Annotated in this window: 13 protein-coding genes; 8 read left to right on the top strand and 5 right to left on the bottom strand. The window is 50.9% G+C overall.

What is annotated here, in order from left to right; all coding sequences use genetic code 11:
- Window positions 1-4 precede the first annotated feature (4 nt).
- The 3 genes from AWU77_RS13840 to AWU77_RS13830 all read right to left on the bottom strand — a co-directional run bounded on the left by AWU77_RS13840 (window position 5) and on the right by AWU77_RS13830 (window position 3,768).
- A complete protein-coding gene (locus tag AWU77_RS13840; RefSeq protein WP_062064486.1) occupies window positions 5-604 on the bottom strand; it encodes a cohesin domain-containing protein in 600 nt (199 codons plus the stop codon).
- Between the two features lie 27 nt (window positions 605-631).
- Window positions 632-3,133, bottom strand: coding sequence for an ExeM/NucH family extracellular endonuclease (locus tag AWU77_RS13835; RefSeq protein ID WP_062064485.1), 2,502 nt, complete (start codon window positions 3,131-3,133; stop codon window positions 632-634).
- A 149-nt stretch (window positions 3,134-3,282) separates the two neighbouring features.
- The gene (locus tag AWU77_RS13830) at window positions 3,283-3,768 is read right to left on the bottom strand and encodes a MarR family winged helix-turn-helix transcriptional regulator (RefSeq protein WP_062064483.1); all 486 of its coding nucleotides are present in this window, start codon (window positions 3,766-3,768) and stop codon (window positions 3,283-3,285) included.
- Window positions 3,769-4,065: 297 nt separating this feature from the next.
- On the opposite strand from AWU77_RS13830, the gene ectA reads away from it, so the two are divergent.
- From ectA to AWU77_RS13790, 8 genes are all read left to right on the top strand, one after another.
- Window positions 4,066-4,659, top strand: coding sequence for a diaminobutyrate acetyltransferase (gene ectA / locus AWU77_RS13825; RefSeq protein WP_062064480.1), 594 nt, complete (start codon window positions 4,066-4,068; stop codon window positions 4,657-4,659).
- Window positions 4,660-4,747: 88 nt separating this feature from the next.
- Window positions 4,748-6,022, top strand: coding sequence for a diaminobutyrate--2-oxoglutarate transaminase (gene ectB, locus AWU77_RS13820; RefSeq protein ID WP_062064479.1), 1,275 nt, complete (start codon window positions 4,748-4,750; stop codon window positions 6,020-6,022).
- 117 nt (window positions 6,023-6,139) lie between these two features.
- Window positions 6,140-6,535 carry an ectoine synthase gene (locus tag AWU77_RS13815; protein WP_062064476.1) on the top strand — a complete coding sequence of 132 codons (396 nt, stop codon included), beginning with the start codon at window positions 6,140-6,142 and terminating at the stop codon, window positions 6,533-6,535.
- Window positions 6,532-7,482: a TPR end-of-group domain-containing protein gene (locus AWU77_RS13810; protein ID WP_062064475.1), complete on the top strand. Its 951-nt coding sequence runs from the start codon at window positions 6,532-6,534 to the stop codon at window positions 7,480-7,482. The genes AWU77_RS13815 and AWU77_RS13810 overlap by 4 nt, the downstream gene beginning before the upstream one ends.
- Window positions 7,483-7,484: 2 nt before the next feature.
- Window positions 7,485-8,927 (top strand): sodium/proline symporter, encoded by a 1,443-nt coding sequence (locus AWU77_RS13805; RefSeq protein ID WP_062064473.1) that lies wholly within the window; start codon window positions 7,485-7,487, stop codon window positions 8,925-8,927.
- Between the two features lie 175 nt (window positions 8,928-9,102).
- Window positions 9,103-9,696 carry a GNAT family N-acetyltransferase gene (locus AWU77_RS13800; protein WP_062064471.1) on the top strand — a complete coding sequence of 198 codons (594 nt, stop codon included), beginning with the start codon at window positions 9,103-9,105 and terminating at the stop codon, window positions 9,694-9,696.
- Between the two features lie 129 nt (window positions 9,697-9,825).
- Window positions 9,826-12,162, top strand: coding sequence for a TonB-dependent receptor (locus AWU77_RS13795; protein WP_238582444.1), 2,337 nt, complete (start codon window positions 9,826-9,828; stop codon window positions 12,160-12,162).
- Between the two features lie 108 nt (window positions 12,163-12,270).
- A complete protein-coding gene (locus tag AWU77_RS13790; RefSeq protein WP_062064800.1) occupies window positions 12,271-13,575 on the top strand; it encodes a PepSY domain-containing protein in 1,305 nt (434 codons plus the stop codon).
- 4 nt (window positions 13,576-13,579) lie between these two features.
- Here AWU77_RS13790 and mdoH read toward each other — a convergent pair whose 3' ends face one another.
- Together mdoH and AWU77_RS13780 are read right to left on the bottom strand one after the other, a co-directional pair.
- On the bottom strand, window positions 13,580-15,520 hold the full coding sequence (mdoH, locus tag AWU77_RS13785) for a glucans biosynthesis glucosyltransferase MdoH (RefSeq protein WP_238582442.1): 1,941 nt from the start codon (window positions 15,518-15,520) through the stop codon (window positions 13,580-13,582).
- A complete protein-coding gene (locus AWU77_RS13780) occupies window positions 15,510-17,135 on the bottom strand; it encodes a glucan biosynthesis protein (RefSeq protein WP_062064465.1) in 1,626 nt (541 codons plus the stop codon). Before AWU77_RS13780 ends, mdoH begins: the two co-directional genes overlap by 11 nt.
- Window positions 17,136-17,218 lie beyond the last annotated feature (83 nt).

Below are 17,218 nucleotides of genomic sequence, written 5' to 3'. Positions count from 1 at the left end.
GCTTTTACTTTTGTGACTGCGACAATCTCGTACGTAAAACCAAAATAGCCAACATGCCAATTAACAATAACAAACTCGATGGTTCCGGTACTGAAATAGTGTTGATATTAATGCGGGTGCCATTGATGCTATCGAGCGCTACATTGTTGCCGTAGGCGTCACCCAGGGCGTTGGCGGTTAGGGAAAAATCGCCGCTGCCTATAGCAATGGCGTTTAGCAGGATGCTGAACAGGGTAAATTCTCCTGCTTGGTAGTTTTCCAAATCCGTCACCGCATCAAACGATAATTCAAATAGGTTTAACCAACCGCTGCCGCTGATGCTGTCTTGCAGGCTGCCAAAGCCAAGCAGGTCCAATTGATTGCCTTGCAGTGAATCGCCCCAGCTGATATTGCCAAGGCTAAACAGGCTTGCATCGTAGTTAAAATTCACATCGTAAACACCCAGTGCAGTGCTGCCATCCAAGCCGCTGATGCGGACTTGAACTTCAACGCTGTCGCCAAGGTTGATGGCATTGTTGTCGGCAATTAAATCGATGCTGATTGCATTGGCGTTGAATGATGCTGCAATGCAGACTATTGAAAATACGCGTAACAGGGTTTTCATTGTTATCTCCTTAATCTGGTGTGGTGATTAGTTAGTGGCGCAGCCGGGGCGAGTGCATTGCAGCGTGAGTGCGCGGGCATCAAGTGCATTGATAACGCCATCGCCATTTACGTCGCGCTGATCAAATGCTGTTGGTGTGGCTCCGCGGGCGCTGGTGATGATTTGCACATCGTTTTTATCCACATCGCCATCGCCATCCAAATCGATTACTAATTTCAGCGATATCAACAGCGGGTCGTGATCCGATGAACGATAGGCATCAGGCGCGTAAAAATTATTAATCTGCGCAGGGGATTTAAATTCGGTGTTGTAGTCAAGGCTGATGGGTTCGTCAGCGTTGATATGCCAATCAGATGCGAACAATACCTGCGGAGTGAGTGAATTGCTGGCGAGGCCGTGATCCAAATAGCCCGCTTGGCCATCAAACACATAAGAGTAAGCGCCGCTGCCGCCAAACAAATTGATCAAATCGCTGTAGCCCGCGTTAAGAATCTGGCGGATAGGATCTTCTTTGGCGTAAGCATTTAAATCGCCGATGATTAAGTAGTCGGAATCATTCACGCCGGTAGGGTGAGTGCTCAGCCAATTCACTAGCGCAGTGGCGGCTTGGGTGCGAGTGATATTGCAATTGCCTTGACCATCGCCGATGTCTGCATCACCCAGATCATTACAATCCGAACCTTTGGATTTGAAATGGTTGACTACGGCAGTAGCAATGGCGCGGTTGCTATTCACGCGGAAACTTTGTGCCAGTGCCGGGCGGTTTTTGGTATCGATAAATTGTGCATCCACACTGGAATCCAGAATCGCTGTTTGGCCAATGGCGGTGGTTTTATCGCTGCGATAAATAAAACCAACGGCAATTTCATCGGTGCCGATTTTGTTTACGCCTGGGTTAATAAATTTCCACACGTTGGTATTGGTCGCTGTATTTAATGCGGCGGCCAATTCTGCAATCGCACTGGTATTGCTGTAGCCATCGTTTTCAATTTCGATCAGGCCGATCACGTCAGCATTTAAACCAACCAGTGCACTGACGATTTTGGTTTTTTGGCGGGCGAATTCTGTTGTGTTGTTTGCGCCGCGTGAGGTGGGGAAGCCGCCGCCGGTGCCGTTACCATTAAAAAAGTTCAGTACATTAAAACTGGCGATTTTTAAATTCGCAGCGGAATCAGCAATAGGGGCTAAGGGGCGTGGGTTGCTGTGAATAAATTCCGGTGCGACCGTTGGCAGAATGCGATAGCTGCCAAAATCGTAAGTGATCACACCGCGCAAATTGGCCAGTGTATCGCCGCTGCGCAGAGTATTTTCAGCCGATAAACCCGGTGCCGGGAAAATAACCGGATCAGGATTTTGCAGATTGCTCCCATCATCCATCATCAATTTATTTAAATTGTTTTGCGCTTGCAGGGCGTTGGCGGCAGCGCCTGGTTCGACCACATTGGTGGGTTGTTGCAAGCGGCCATTGGCCAGCAGCAGTTGTCCGTAGCGGCCCAGCTGATAGGTTTCATTTACCGTAAGTGTTTGTGCAATCGCCACTGACATACCTTCGATGCTTTCAAATACATTCAGTGATGTGACGGGCAATGAAATAGTGGTTGGCGTTGGAAGCGGTTGATTGCTGGCGCACACTGTGACTGTAGCGGTGTTGAGTTGGGTTAGCTCAAATGTTTCTGCAACCGTTCCGTTTACGCGTACGCGATCCCCCACTGCGACCGGCGTAGTGCTGGCGATATAAATACCTTCCGATGTTGCAGGATTGCTATCACTATCTGCATCTTCTTCCTGAATAAAAAATCCGCCGAGTTGATTGGTATTTTGAAAGTCGGCGACCACGATTGCTTCGATAGTGACGTTATTGCCAACGAGTGGGCTCGCGCTGCCTGCGCCTTGAACGCTGGCGATCCGCGTGGCGCTTTCACCACATTGGCCATTAGTGCTGCCACCATTGTTGCCGCCACCATTGGTGCTGCCTTGATAGGTGCCCAAGTGGTCAAAGGTGTCTTGCGCGTAACCTTCCCATTCCAGTGCTGGATCAAAGCTGTCGTTGATGATGGTGTCGCCGCTGGTGATGGAGGTTTTGCGGCGCAGGGTGTTGTCGGCAGTGCTGGTGAGGCCTGTGCCCCATTCGCTGCCGGGGTTGTTACCAACTTGGCCGATGCTATCCAAAATAGTGCTGCCGTTTTTTAACACTATGGCATCGTTGCCGTTAAACCAGCTGGCGCTGCTGGTTTGATTGGCGACCGCCAGAATGGTCCCATTGGCGCTGCCGTGCGCCAGTACAAACACGCCTTGGGCGGGAATAGTGCCGCTCAGGTTGATGGTCAGTCCGGCGCTGTTGCTACCGTTGAAATACATCTCAACTTTGTGGCCGCTTAAATTAATTGCGTTGTCGCCGCTGTTGTAAATTTCCAGTGCTTTGTTATTGCTGCTGCCTTCGATGTATTCGGAAAAATACACGTTGGCACTGGCGGGCAATGCGCATAGGCAGCTAATGGTAAGTGCGAGTGATGTGTGGAAAAACTTCATGATTGGCTCCCTGAGCGGATGGTTCCGATATGGATGATCGGAACGCAGCTTAGGGAGTCTTTGTTACGGAGCTGTGGCGTTAAGAGGACGGTTTGGTGATGATTTGATGACGTTCGGTTTCCTGTTTCGCAATTGCAGCCTTTTTCTTTTTATTCTTTTTCAATGGTGCGATCCAGTGAGCCCAAATCCAGGTAGGGCGATGCATCTATATCTTCGGCGTCCATCATTTCGGCCAGTCGCTGTAGTGAGGCGATAATCATGTGTTGCTCCCAGCTCTGCAGCTGGTCGAACTTGCGCACAAAGCTATCTTGCAGTGGGGTGGGGGCTTGGTCGAGCAAGCGGGAGCCGGTCTCGGTCAGGCGCGGATGGATTTTGCGCTTATCGGTCTGCGAGCGAATGCGTTCCAGCAGGCCGCGATCCTCCAGTCGATCCAAAATGCTGGTCACTGTGGCCTGGCTCAGGCTCATGGCTTCAGACAGTTCGCTGGCGGTGGCATCGCCTTCGCGGCGGATCAGTTGCAACAAGCGCAATTGTGGCCCGGTGACACTGACAGTTTTTACTAATTGCTTTGAGTGCAAATCAATTGCGCGTATTACGCGACGAAGGCTGGTAAGTACTTGATCTATCTGGCTCATGAAGGATTCTGCGGATTGTCACGTAATATGGGGGTTGGATAAGGCGACAGCATGCCCGTTCTTGCGTGTCTTGTCACTTTATCGTCATTGTCCTGTCATGGACTTTTCATGAAATACTTAGTATACTAATGAAATAACTTGCATCGAGGCAATAAAAGTTGCCGCTGATGAGCCCCTACCCCGTGTTGCTGGGGGCTCTAAACATCACCCTGTTTAACTGGGTATTTTAATGGTTAGTGTTGTAATAAAAATGCCTACAGCATGATGCATTTAATAAAGACGCGCTATGGAGGTTTAATGAACACCAGAAACGATCTTTTTGAGGACAAGTTGGAGTTGCGTCATCCCCGTGCCACCGACGGTTTTCATCTCAATCAATTAGTAGCTGCTAGCCCGCCACTGGATACTAACTCGGTTTACTGCAATTTACTCCAGTGCCAGCATTTTGCCGATACCTCTGTCGCCGCTGTGATCGATGGCAAAATCATCGGTTTTATCTCTGGCTATCTAGTACCAAACGACCCTGAGACGCTGTTTATCTGGCAGGTAGTGGTCGATGCTAAATTCCGTGGCCACGGCTTGGCCAAACGTATGCTCAATTGGTTGGTTGCGCAAAGTACAACGGAAAATGCACGCCATTTGATTACCACCATCACGCCTGACAACGGCGCCTCTTGGAAGTTATTTGAAGGTCTGGCGCGGGATTGGCAAGCGCTAATGGCAAAGGATGTGTTCTTTGAGCGCGAGCGTCATTTTGCTAACCAGCATGACGACGAGTACCTGCTTCGCGTTTCCCCTCTGCCTAACCGCCCGCAGGAATCGCTCGCGCATTCCTATTCCGATCTGCGCAATAGCTTGGGCCTGTCGCCTAGTAGACGCTGGTTGGACTAAGTAACTCACTAACCCATTACATTTTCCTATCGAGCAGGCTCTCAAGCCTGCTCACGGGACACTTTTAACCAAAATGAGGAGCTGGACTATGCAAGTTTTCCAACAGATGGAGTCTGCAGTAAGGTCTTATTCACGCAATTTTCCGATTGTATTTCAACGTGCTCGCGGCAGTTACCTGTTCGACCAACAAGATAAACCTTATCTGGATTTTTTAGCCGGTGCAGGTTCATTGAACTACGGCCACAATAATCCACTGCTGAAAAAAGCCTTGCTGGATTACATTGAAGCCGATGGTGTTGCCCACGGTTTGGATATGCACACCGGCGCCAAGCAAGAATTTTTGGAAGTGCTGCGCGATGTGATTTTGCAGCCGCGTGATCTGGATTACCGCGTGCAATTTACCGGCCCTACCGGCACCAATGCGGTTGAAGCGGCAATGAAAATTGCGCGCAAAGTAAAAGGCCGCGAAAAAATTATCGCCTTCACTAATGGTTTTCACGGTGTATCGCTAGGCGCGGTAGCGGCAACCGGCAATGAGCATCATCGCAATGGCGCTGGTGTTTCACTCGGCAATATTGAGCGCATGCCTTTTTGTGGTTACCACGGTCGCGATGTTGATACGGTCAAGATGATGGACAAGTTATTGAGCGATCCATCCAGCGGTGTGGATTTGCCAGCAGCGGTTATTGTTGAAGTAGTGCAGGGTGAGGGCGGCTTAAATGTCGCAGGCGATAGCTGGCTGCAAAGTTTGCAAAAACTGTGTCGCAAACACGACATGCTGTTAATCGTCGATGACATTCAAGCGGGCTGCGGCCGTACTGGTAGCTTTTTCAGTTTTGAATCCAGTGGTATCAAACCCGACATAGTGACCTTGTCTAAATCACTCAGCGGTTTTGGTCTGCCTTTTTCGCTGGTGTTGTTAAGCCCGGCGCTGGATGTGTGGAAGCCGGGTGAGCATAACGGTACTTTCCGTGGCAATAACCATGCATTTGTTACTGCAACCGCAGCGTTAAAAACCTACTGGAGTGACGAGCGTTTTCAGCAGGATATTAAACATAAAGCCGAGATTATTACCCGCAGTTTGCAAGCCATAGTCGATGCCAATAAGCCGCTGGCGAGAATGGTGCGCGGGCGTGGTTTTATGCAGGGTATTGAATGCTCCAGCGGTGAGATTGCCGATTCGATTTCCCAGCATGCATTTGAGCGCGGCATGATTATTGAAACCGCAGGTAATCAAGGGCAAGTGGTGAAATGTTTTTGCCCGCTGACGATTAGCGAAGATGATTTGCTCAAAGGGTTGAATATTTTAGGTCGCTCTTTTAAGGCCGCACTGCAGGAATATCCATCGCTGAAAAGCGCATAACAATAATAATCTGCCGGAAAGATTTTCAGAGCTGAATGTTGGTAGTGAGAAGGCGCGCGTGTTGTAAAAAGACAAAACGCGCGAGTCACTGAAAAACAAGAAGAGGTAAGTGTACCTATGTTGATTAGACGTTTAGCGGATGCTCCGCTGCAAGGACGCAGTATTAGTGCGCCAGGTTGGGAAAGTAATCGCCTGTTATTAAAAAGTGATAATGCCGGTTTTTCATTTCATATCACCCGCATAGTAAAAGATGCCGAGTTGGCGCTGCATTACCAACACCATATTGAAGCGGTGTACTGCATCAGCGGTGTAGGTGAAATACTCGACATCGCAAAAAATGAAACCCATGAAATCAAACCGGGCACGCTTTATGTGCTGGATCAACACGACAAGCATATTTTGCGCGCGTTTGAAGAGTTGCAATTGGCCTGTGTATTCAATCCGCCGCTGAATGGGCGCGAAGTGCACAACGCTGAAGGCGCTTATGAATTAACTGCGGAAGAGATAGCATGAGGCAAGACTCCGCTTTTAAGCGGGCATTTATTTTATTGCTGATTGTATTGTTACCCCTGTTATTTGCGGCGGGCATTCAAGCTCAGCCCGTTGCAGCGCAAAGCGAAGAAACTAAAGCAGCTGCTGCCGAGCGTGCGCAACAACAGGTGGAGCAGTTGCAAGCGCCGCTTTACAGTGCGTTTACTGAACGTTATGTGTTGGATGAATTAAAAGCGCTGCGGGTGGATATGGCCGCGCAACGCGTGGAGTTTATTCAACAGATAACGGATCGCCAAATTGAAGCAGTAGATCGCAGTGTCAGTTATGCGACTAATACAGTATCCAATTTTTTCTACATCATTGCGGCGGTGAGTTCGGTATTAGTGATTGTCGGTTGGACATCGATTCGCGAAATGAAAGAAAAAATGGGCACCCTGGCCGATAAAGAATTGCGCAAATTAATTGGCGCCTATGAATATCGCCTGCGCGAAATTGAGCAACAGCTGCAAGAAAAATCCACCAATATCGATGAAAACCGCGAGGCAATCGAACGCACCAAAGATATTCACGCGCTCTGGTTGCGCGCCGCGCAAGAAAATAGTCCCGCCAATAAAATTGCGATTTACGATCAAATCCTCGCGCTTAATCCGCAAGACTGCGAAGCCATCACCTACAAAGCGGATGCCGCACTGGAAACCAATGAGCCGCAATGGGCGATCAATTTATGCCAGCGCGCACTGCAGCTCGACTCTGCCAATGCCCATGCGTTTTATCAGCTCGCTTGCGCCCATACCACACTGGGGCATTTTGATGATGCGATAAAGTTTCTTACGCAGGCGCTGATTAAGGGTGATGCGCGGCTGGATGATTTTGCCGAAGACCCCGCGCTGCAGCCGCTGCATCCGCTGCCAGCGTTTAAGCAGTTGTTGGATGAAACCATGGCCAAAACCGTTAGGCCGCATAATTAATTATGTTGATTAGTTTTGTTATTTGCCTGTTGTTATTTTTGCTGGTGGGTTTAGCTTCCAGCCGTTTACAGCGCAATAACCCGCAGGATTATTACCTCGCCAGCCGCAGTGTTCCGCCCTGGTTGGTGGGGCTATCGGCGGTGGCAACTAACAACAGTGGCTACATGTTTATCGGTGTGATCGGCTACACCTATGCGGTGGGTTTGTCGGCCGGGTTATTAATGGTCGGCTGGATTCTGGGGGATTTTCTCGCATCGCTCTGGGTGCACAAACAATTGCGCCGCGTCGCCCTGCAATATAAAGAATCGAGTTACCTCGGTGTGTTGCACCAGTGGGCGGGTTTTGGCGATAACCGCTTCCGCAAAATAGCGGCGCTGATGGCGCTGATTTTTTTACTGGCCTACGCCGCCGCACAATTAGTGGCGGGCAGTAAGGCGCTGCAAGTATTGCTGCACTGGCCCACTTGGTCGGGTGCAATTCTGGGGGCGGTGCTGGTGCTGGCCTATTGCCTGGCCGGTGGCATTCGCGCCTCCATCTGGACCGATGCCGCCCAGTCGTTGGTGATGATTGTGGCCATGGCGGTGATGCTGTTTAGCCTGGTGCCGGAGCTGGGTGGAACCGAGGTGATTATGGCGGCCTGGGCGGATATTCCCGGCTTTCTATCTCTCGCACCGGCAGAGGTGTTAATCACCGGTTATGGCGGCGTGGCCTTATTTTTTATCGGCTGGCTGGTCGCTGGTTTCTCGGTGGTCGCCCAGCCGCACATTATGGTGCGGTTTATGGCGCTGGACAGCGAAGGCGGTTTGGTGCGTACCCGCTGTTGGTACTACTTTTGGTTTATTGTGTTTTATTGCATGGCCACCGCAGTCGGTATGCTGGCGCGGCTGTATCTGCCCAATACCGCGGGCTTTGACGGTGAACTAGCGCTGCCCAGTATCGCCATGGAATTGCTGCCGCCGGTTGTGGTCGGGCTGGTGCTGGCGGGTATTTTTGCCGCGACTATCTCCACTGCCGACTCCCTGTTGCTGAGCTGTTCATCCTTCTTGAGTCAGGATTTATTCCCGCGCCAATTTGCCTCGCGCTACGGCATCAAAATCGCCACGGCGCTAGTCACTTTGGTGGCCTTGGGCTGGGCGCTGCTCAATCGCCAATCGGTATTTGCACTGGTGATTTTCTCATGGTCGGTACTGGGCGCCTGTTTTGTGCCATTGATTCTGCTCCTGCTCTGGCGTATTCGCATCTCTACCTTGCAAGCCTTAATGCTGATGCTGCTCGGTGCGGGCAGTGTATTGTTCTGGCGTTTCTTTGGTGCTGATTTGGCCTTGAACGGCGGCGATGTCTACAAGGGGTTACCGGCGTTGCTCCTGTGTCTGCTATTCATTGTTGTTTTGCTCCTGTGGCGGCGGTTAGCGCATCACCAACCGGAAGTGACTGAGCAATCGTAAAGGTAATGGCAATTTGCGTGTGAGTGGCTATAGCAATTCAATCTATTGGAGAAGATAGAATTGGGAACCTTGGCAGAGTTTGGGGAGTCGGAGTTAACCAGAATTCAATTTTGAATGGCTCCTGCTGATTGGCAGCTCTGCCCGGATGCAGGAAAGATGCGATATGGAGGTTTAGATGAACGCCAGAAACGATCTTTTGCTCGACAACATCCAATTTCGCCATCCGCTCACCAGTGATGGCGATGCCCTGCAAGCCCTGCTCGCAACCACCCCCGTACTCGATGGCAACTCAGTGCAGTGCACACTATTGCAGTGCGGTCACTTTGCCAAAACCTCGGTCGCCGCATTTTGGCAGGGGCAATTGGTCGGTTTTGTCTCCGCTTATTATCCGCCCACCGAACCCCAGACTTTGTTTGTCTGGCAAGTGGTGGTTGCACAAGAGGTGCGCCATTTAGGGCTGGGCAAAACCATGTTGCACTGGTTAGTCGATCAACCCGCCTGCGCCCAAGCCCTGCGTTTAGTCACCGCGATAGGGATTAAAAATTCCATCTCCTGGTCGATGTTTGACGGTTTTGCCCGCGACATAGGCGCGCTGCCGATTAAATCCTTTGTCACCCCTATCACCTCATCACCAGCACAGCAGCCAGAGGAATACCTGCTGCGCATTGCCCCGCTACCCAATCGCAGCCAACAAGCGGTCAGTAATTCACTCGACCATCTCAAAACCAGCGGCTCCCATATCTCGGCGATGCGACGCTGGTTGGATTGATCTTTGCCGCGCAACGATTCCACTATAGCGACAACAGAGCGCAACCCTGCGACAATTTGTCACTGTGCGGGTTGCGCTAAAACACTTAAGGTTCCACCCCTAAATTAAAATCATAAGTGGGTGGAGTGAGTGAGAAATCTGAAATCCTTGCTGGCGATTGCCATCGCCAGTGTGAGTGCAGCCGGTATGGTGCATGCGCACGACGATGTGCTGAAAAAAAAGCGCAGTAAAAATCCGCAACAAGTTGAAGAGGTAAAAGTCTGGGGCGAGGCGCGCGACAGTGCAAGCTCCGGCTATACCAATCCCACCAGTGTGTTGACGCAGGAAGATATGGTCAGCATTAACGCCACCACTACCGAAGATCTGGTCAAGTACGAGCCCAGCATCGTCATTCGCAAACGCTACATTGGTGATTCCAACGGCACCCTCGGGTTGCGCGGCTCCAATATGTTTGCCACTCCGCGCTCGATGGTATTTGCCGACGGTGTGCCCCTCCATTATTTGCTGCAAACCCGCTGGAGCGGCGCGCCCCGTTGGACCATGGTGAGTGCGAGTGAAATTGCGCAGGTTGAAATTCTGTATGGGCCTTTTTCGGCAGAGTACAGCGGCAATTCCATGGGCGGTGTGATCCTGATTGAAACCGCGATTCCACAAGAGCGCAAAGTGCATGTGGATCTGGATTATTTTGTACAGGATTTTTCTGCCTACGGTTTTAATGACACGCTTGAAGGTTACAAAACCTTTGTCTCTTATGGCGAAAAATTTGACGATTTAAGTGTGTATCTCTCCTACAACCGTTTGGAAAATAACAGCCAGCCGCAGTCTTATTATTTTGATAGCAAACGCACGCTCAATAATGCAACGCCGGTAACCGGATTAATTACCGATACCGATGTGTACGGCAATGCCGCTTACTATTTTGGCGATACGGGTGTTGAGCAAGCGGTTACCGATAATTTCAAAATCAAACTCGGTTACGATGTTGAAAATTGGTCGAGTTTATTAAATATCGCTTACGAAAATCGCAATACATTGCGCGATTCGGCCAATTCCTATTTAACCAATGCTGCGGGCGATAGTGTGTGGTCGGGCAATTTTATCCAGGATGGAATTGCAATCACTGTCCCCGCTTCGCGTTTGGGTGCGAGCGAATTGGATCGCCGCAGTTTATCCACTGGTTTGCGCATTAAAGGTGAATTAACTGAGAGCACGCATTTTGAAGCGAATATGAGCGACTTCCGTATTTTGGAAGATAACAGCCGCGCCTCCAGCCATGCGTTGCAAGACCCTTTATTTCAAGGGCGTGGTTTAACCACAAATTATGAAGATACCGGCTGGCAAACACTGGAAGGAAAATTTACCTTTTCTGAAGTGGGGGTTGATGGCCTGGAAGTAATCACCGGCGCGCGTTATGAAGCCTATGAATTAAATTTGGATACTTATAATTCTGCCGCTTGGACCAGTGGTGATTTCGCTGGTTTTACTGGCCGCAGCGGTGGCAAAACCCATATCAGCGCCGCTTTTGTGCAAATGAATTGGGATATCAACCCGCGTTGGGATCTGGCTTTGGGTGGCCGTTACGAGCGCTGGCAAAGTGAAGACGGTTATTACAGCAAAGATATTGCAGCAACGCCTGAATTCGATTTGGTCGATGTAGTTGAAGCATCCAGCAATCAATTTTCGCCCAAGTTTTCTCTCGGTTACGTGCCAGCAGAATCCTGGTTGGTACGCTACTCCCTGGCAAAGGCTTATCGCTTTCCTATTGTGGAAGAACTCTTTGCCCAGAGTGCATCTTATTCAAATGCGGTAGAAGCGCGCCCGGATTTAAAACCAGAAAACGGTTTGCATCACAACTTGATGCTGGAAAAACAATTCGAATCCGGTTACGCGCGAATTAACTTTTTCACTGAAACCATTCAGGATGCGATTGAATCGCAAACCACACTTCTGCCGAGTGGCTCGGCAGTTCCATCAATCACTACTTTTTCGGCTGTCGATGAAGTGAAAACCGATGGCGTGGAATTAATTTTAAATCGCTACGGCGTGTTAGTGCCCGAGTTGGATATTCGCTTCAATATCGCTTACACCAAATCGATTATTACCGATAACAGTACCATTGAAGATACCAATCCCAATGTCATCAGTATTGAAGGCAATGACTACCCGCGTATGCCCCGCTGGCGCGGTAATCTAATGGCGACTTATCACGCGAGTGATCGTTGGAATCTGAGTGCAAACCTGCAATACGCGGATAAAAGTTTTGGTCGCCTGCAGAACGATGACACGGCTGAAAACGTGATGGGCGCGCAAGATGGTTACACCCGCATCGGCGTAAAAACCACCTACGATCTGCGCGATAATCTGGAGTTGGGTTTTGGTATCGATAACGTCACTGATGAGATCAGTTATGTCGCTCACCCTTGGCCGGGCAGAAGTTATTATTTAAGTCTTTCTTACGATATGTAATTTATTTAATTTAGTCGGGAGTCGTCATTCCCGCTTGCGGGAATCCAGCTTTTTAATAACATGGATTCCCCTGCGGGGAATGACGGCTTGCCCTTAGCGAGCTTTGCCATGAATTCCAATCACACCATTAATATTCAAACAAATAATAAAGCTCTCTACCGCACCATTTGGCGCTGGCATTTTTACGCAGGCATTTTTTGTATCCCGTTTGTAATCATTCTGGCGCTCACCGGCGCAATTTATTTATTTAAACCCTATTACGAAAGCTGGCAAGAAAGTCAGTTTCACCAGATAAATTCAACAGCTGAACGCTTGCCAGCTAACCAACAAATTCAAGCGGCGCTGGATGCAATCCCCGGTGGAAAATTTCTCAGCTATCGCCTGCCACAAAACTCTACTGAGTCGGTGCTGATTAAGGTGCAAGCGGAATCCAATTGGCAGGTTTTTGTAAACCCTTATACGGCTGAAGTGGTTGGCAAACAAGAAACCAGCTGGCAATTAATGAATATTGTCAAAACCATTCACGGCGAATTACTGATCGGCAATGTCGGTTCTATTTTGGTTGAGCTGGCGGCTTGCTGGGCAATTGTGTTGCTGATGACCGGTTTGTATTTGTGGTGGCCGCGCAACGCAAAAGGTGTGGAGGGTGTTTTGTATCCGCGCCTGCGCGATGGCAGTAGAACATTCTGGCGAGATATTCACGCGGTTACTGGTATTTGGATTTCCGCACTCGCGTTATTTTTATTAGTGACGGGGTTACCTTGGGCGACTGTATGGGGCGCCGCCTTAAAAGAAGTGCGCGCAATCGATTTTTCCGCACAGCAAGATTGGACGCAAAGCCGTGCAGAAGAACATCAACACTGGCGCGCACAAGCCAGTGAAGTATTTGATTTAACACCGGCAATTTTAACGGCTGCGGAAACAATCCAACTGGCGCCACCGGTTGAACTAAGTATTAGCAATGCGCATCACAATAGCTGGAAAGCCTCATCGCAAAGTCAAAATCGCCCCGCGCGCGCCGATGTCTGGTTGGCGAGTGATGGCAGCATCGAAAAACAAAGTGGTTTTGCTGAGAAAAAATTATTGGATCGCGCTATTGGAATAGGCGTTGCCGCGCACGAAGGTTATTTGTTCGGGTGGTTTAATCTGCTGCTCGGCGTGCTCACCTGTGCAGGGTTAATTTTGATGAGCGTCAGCGGCTTTATTCTCTGGCGTAAACGCAAACCCGATTCGGTATTGGGTGCGCCACCGGCAATGCCAGCCCGGGTTGGTGTTGCGGTGGTGGCGATTACCCTTGGCTTGGCGGTATTTCTACCGTTATTAGCAATTTCACTGGTGGTGCTGTTAGCGCTTGAGTTTTTAGTGTTGCGGCGTATCAATTCGGTGAATCAGTGGTTGGGGCTGAGCAAATAATTGCTCAGCGTTTAACGCTCACATAATCATCTATTTCGCGATGGGGCATATCAGTCCAGTTGTCGGCGGGCAATTCGGGAATAGGAGCCGGTGTCGCCAGAGGTGGATGTTCTATTGCCAGCAATTCATCCAAATGCACCAGTACCGGATCGGCAATTGCTTCACTCGGGCTTAAAAAGATTTTATGTTCGCGGGTGCTGCGCCCCCAATCCAAACTACTGGAGTAGCGCACCAGGGCCGATGCCAAAATCAACCCGGTGATGACCGGTGTTAACCACCAAAAAAATATCGGGGCATAGGTGTAGGTCATTGCGCCCCAGACCAGCGCGGCGATGGTCATTTTAGAGGTGCGCGCAATGCATTCCCCCCAAGGTAAGAGGCGGCCTTCGCGATCTTGTGAATCCCAATTGACTTTAAAACCGAGCAAAACCGAAATCACAAAATAGGCGTGGTAGACCATCATGATCGGTGCAATCAGTACCGCAAAAATGGTTTCAATAAATGCGCCGTTGATAATCGCTTTCGCGCCGCCAAATTGTTTACGGCGATGCACCAGCGCGACCACTACGCCGAGGAATTTTGGCCCCATCAAGAGTGTGGTGGTGAGCAGAATCAAGGCTACGATCAATTCGGTTTTGGCAATCGGCCAGTTGGGGTACAACTGGTAAACCTCGGTGAAATACACATTGGAGTTGATCGCGCGCACTACGGCATCTGCGGTGCTGAGCACTAGCATCAGCAGCCAAATCAGCGAGGTGATATAGGCAATCGCACCTAATAAAAAATGCATGCGGCTGATGGGGTGTAAATCTTTGGTATCGACTATGCCCAAGTGCTGAATATTGCCTTGCACCCAGCGGCGGTCGCGGGTGGCGTAATCGATAATATTGCACGGCACTTCTTCATAACTGCCCTCCAAATCACTGAGCAGAAACACATCCCAACCGGCGCGGCGCAGCATCGCGGCTTCAACAAAATCGTGGCTGAGAATATCGCCGCCAAAGGGCGCTTTGCCGGGTAAAGTCGGCAGGCCGCAGTGATCGATAAAAGCGCGCATACGAATGATGGCGTTGTGCCCCCAGTAGTTGGCGGCATCGGTCTGCCAAAAGGCGAGGCCGGTGGCGAGCATGGGGCTGTAGAGCACGGCGGCGAACTGTACAAAGCGGCCAAAAAAAGTGGTTTGGCGCACCGGAATCGGAATGGTTTGAATCAGCCCGGTGCGCGGATTGGCCTGCATGGCGCGCACCATTTTTACTAGGCACTCACCGGTCATAATACTGTCTGCGTCCAGCACAATCATATGTTCGTAATTGGCGCCCCAGCGCTGGCAAAACTCGGCAATGTTGCCCACTTTGCGCGCGATATTTTTTTCGCGACGGCGATAAAACGCCTGCTTGCCCAACTCACCCAGACGCCCCTGCAATTGCTGCCAAGCATCGCGCTCGGCTTGAGCGATGGTCAGGTTGGTGGTATCGCTGAGCAAAAAGAAATCGAACTGGGCGAGCTCGCCGGTTTGCTCCAGTGAGCGCAAGGTCGCCTCAAAACCGGCGATCACGCGGTGGGTATCTTCGTTGTACACCGGCATCACCACTGCGGTGCGGCAGGTGATGGGCGATGTGTCGGTCAGTAGGTTTTTGGTGGATTTCAGTGTCAGCGGATCAATGCGCAACATCTGCAAGATGAAACCGAACAGGCCGCTCCAAAAGGCGAGTGCAAGCCAGGTAAAGCTGATGCCAAACAGCAGCAGAATGACGGCTTCCAGTGTGGTCAGGTCATTGGCGCGCAAGATATCGAACATGATGTACACGCCGCTGATGGCGGTGAGCACACTCAGGATCACATACACATAGCGGCGCAATGATTTGCCCGGGATGCTGATCGCATCCGCAGGCAGTTGGGTTAAATCGGCAGGGGCGCGGAATTCCTGGTTCATATTAGATTGCATCGGGGTACCAGACATAGCTCCAGACTTCACTTAAACGCTGGTCGCGCAACTTCAGGTAAAGGCGCATATCGGCCACCTTGTCCCCCTCGGGTTCCAACTTAAACGAAGCGCGCCAGGTGCGGCCATCGGGCAGTTGGCGCACTGCTAATTCGCTCACAGTACCGGCATTTTTTTGCATTTCGGCGACCAGTGGTGCATCGGCCGAGAGGTTATCCAGCTCGCCGCCGCGGAAATCAATCACAAATTTGCGTTTGCTGCGTGGTGGTGGGTTGGCCTGGCCGGGGTTTGCGCCCCAGCCAATGCGGGTGCGAATGACTTTGGCGCCGGTATTTTCGGGCAGGTGATCATCGAAGGTGCGCAGGCGATATTTAAAGGTAGCGGTGCTGCCAGCTTTCATCGCTTCTGCGGGCACCCAGTAGGCGACTATATTGTCGTTAGTTTCGCTATCGCTCGGAATCTCCACCAACTCCGCGCGGCCTTTGCCCCAGTTACCTTCGGGGATAATCCACATACTCGGGCGCTTTTCGTAACGCGCTTCCATATCCATATAGTGATCAAAATCGCGGTCGCGCTGCAGCAAGCCAAAACCGCGCGGGTTTTCATCGGACATAGATGACACGCGCAGTTGGCGGTGGTTGCTGATCGGGCGCCAGATCCACTCGCCGTTGGATGCGGCCATCAGCAGACCGTCTGAGTCGTGCACTTCGGGGCGGAAGTCATCGACAAAACGGGTGTGGTTTTCGCCCCACATATACATGCTGGTAAGCGGCGCTACGCCAACTTTTTGGATGTCTTTACGGGCGAACAAACGCGCTTCTACCGCCATTTCGGTCGGCGCGCCGGGAATTATTTCAAAGCGATAGGCACCGGTAATCGATGGGCTGTCGAGCAGGGCGTACATCACCATGCGAGTATCGCTCGGGCCGGGTTTAACCAGCCAGAATTCGCGAAATACGGGGAACTCTTCACCTTTGGGTTCGGCGGTGTCGATTGCCAAACCGCGCGCCGATAAACCGTAAGCCAAGCCCGGGCCAACCATGCGGAAATAAGAGGCGCCCTGAAAGACGATAAATTCATCTTTGTAGTCGTTGCTATTGAGCGGGTAGTGAATGCGGAAACCGGCAAAACCAATATTGCCCGGTGCGACGCCAGCGAGCGGCGCAGCAGGGCCGTCGTAGTTAAAGTATTCCTGTTTGAATTGTACAAAAGCATCTGGGCCATCGGTCGCCATATGCAGGGTTACCGGTTCGCGATACAAAAAACCAGGGTGGAATAGTTGCAGCTCGAACAATGCTTCGTTGTGCCAGAGCGATGCTTCAGGGCGGAAGCGAATGGAGCGATATTGGTCGTAATCCATTTTCGCGAGCGCTTCGGGGATGTTGGCTTGCAGCGGTTTGTATTCGCGGCGCGCAAGTAGCTTTGCGCGCGAGGCTATGGCATCAAACAGTGCGGGTTGAGCGATTTCGGTCGCCGCTGCAGGTGCAACTGCAGGTTGCGATTGCGCATGGGCAAGTCCGCTCAGCCCGACATTTAATGCGCAGCTGATTGCCAGCGCAGTTAAACCGGTACGGGTAAATAATCGACTACCAACTTTGTTGTTAAACAACATGCTCATCCACTCTTTCTCCGCGTCGAATTATTCAGATCAGTTAATTAAAAAAATGATTTATGCACACACAACCACACCCGATGACAGCG

Origin of the sequence: Cellvibrio sp. OA-2007 (assembly GCF_000953825.1) — a bacterium.
Classification (GTDB): domain Bacteria; phylum Pseudomonadota; class Gammaproteobacteria; order Pseudomonadales; family Cellvibrionaceae; genus Cellvibrio.
This window is presented reverse-complemented; position numbering and strand designations above follow the sequence as displayed.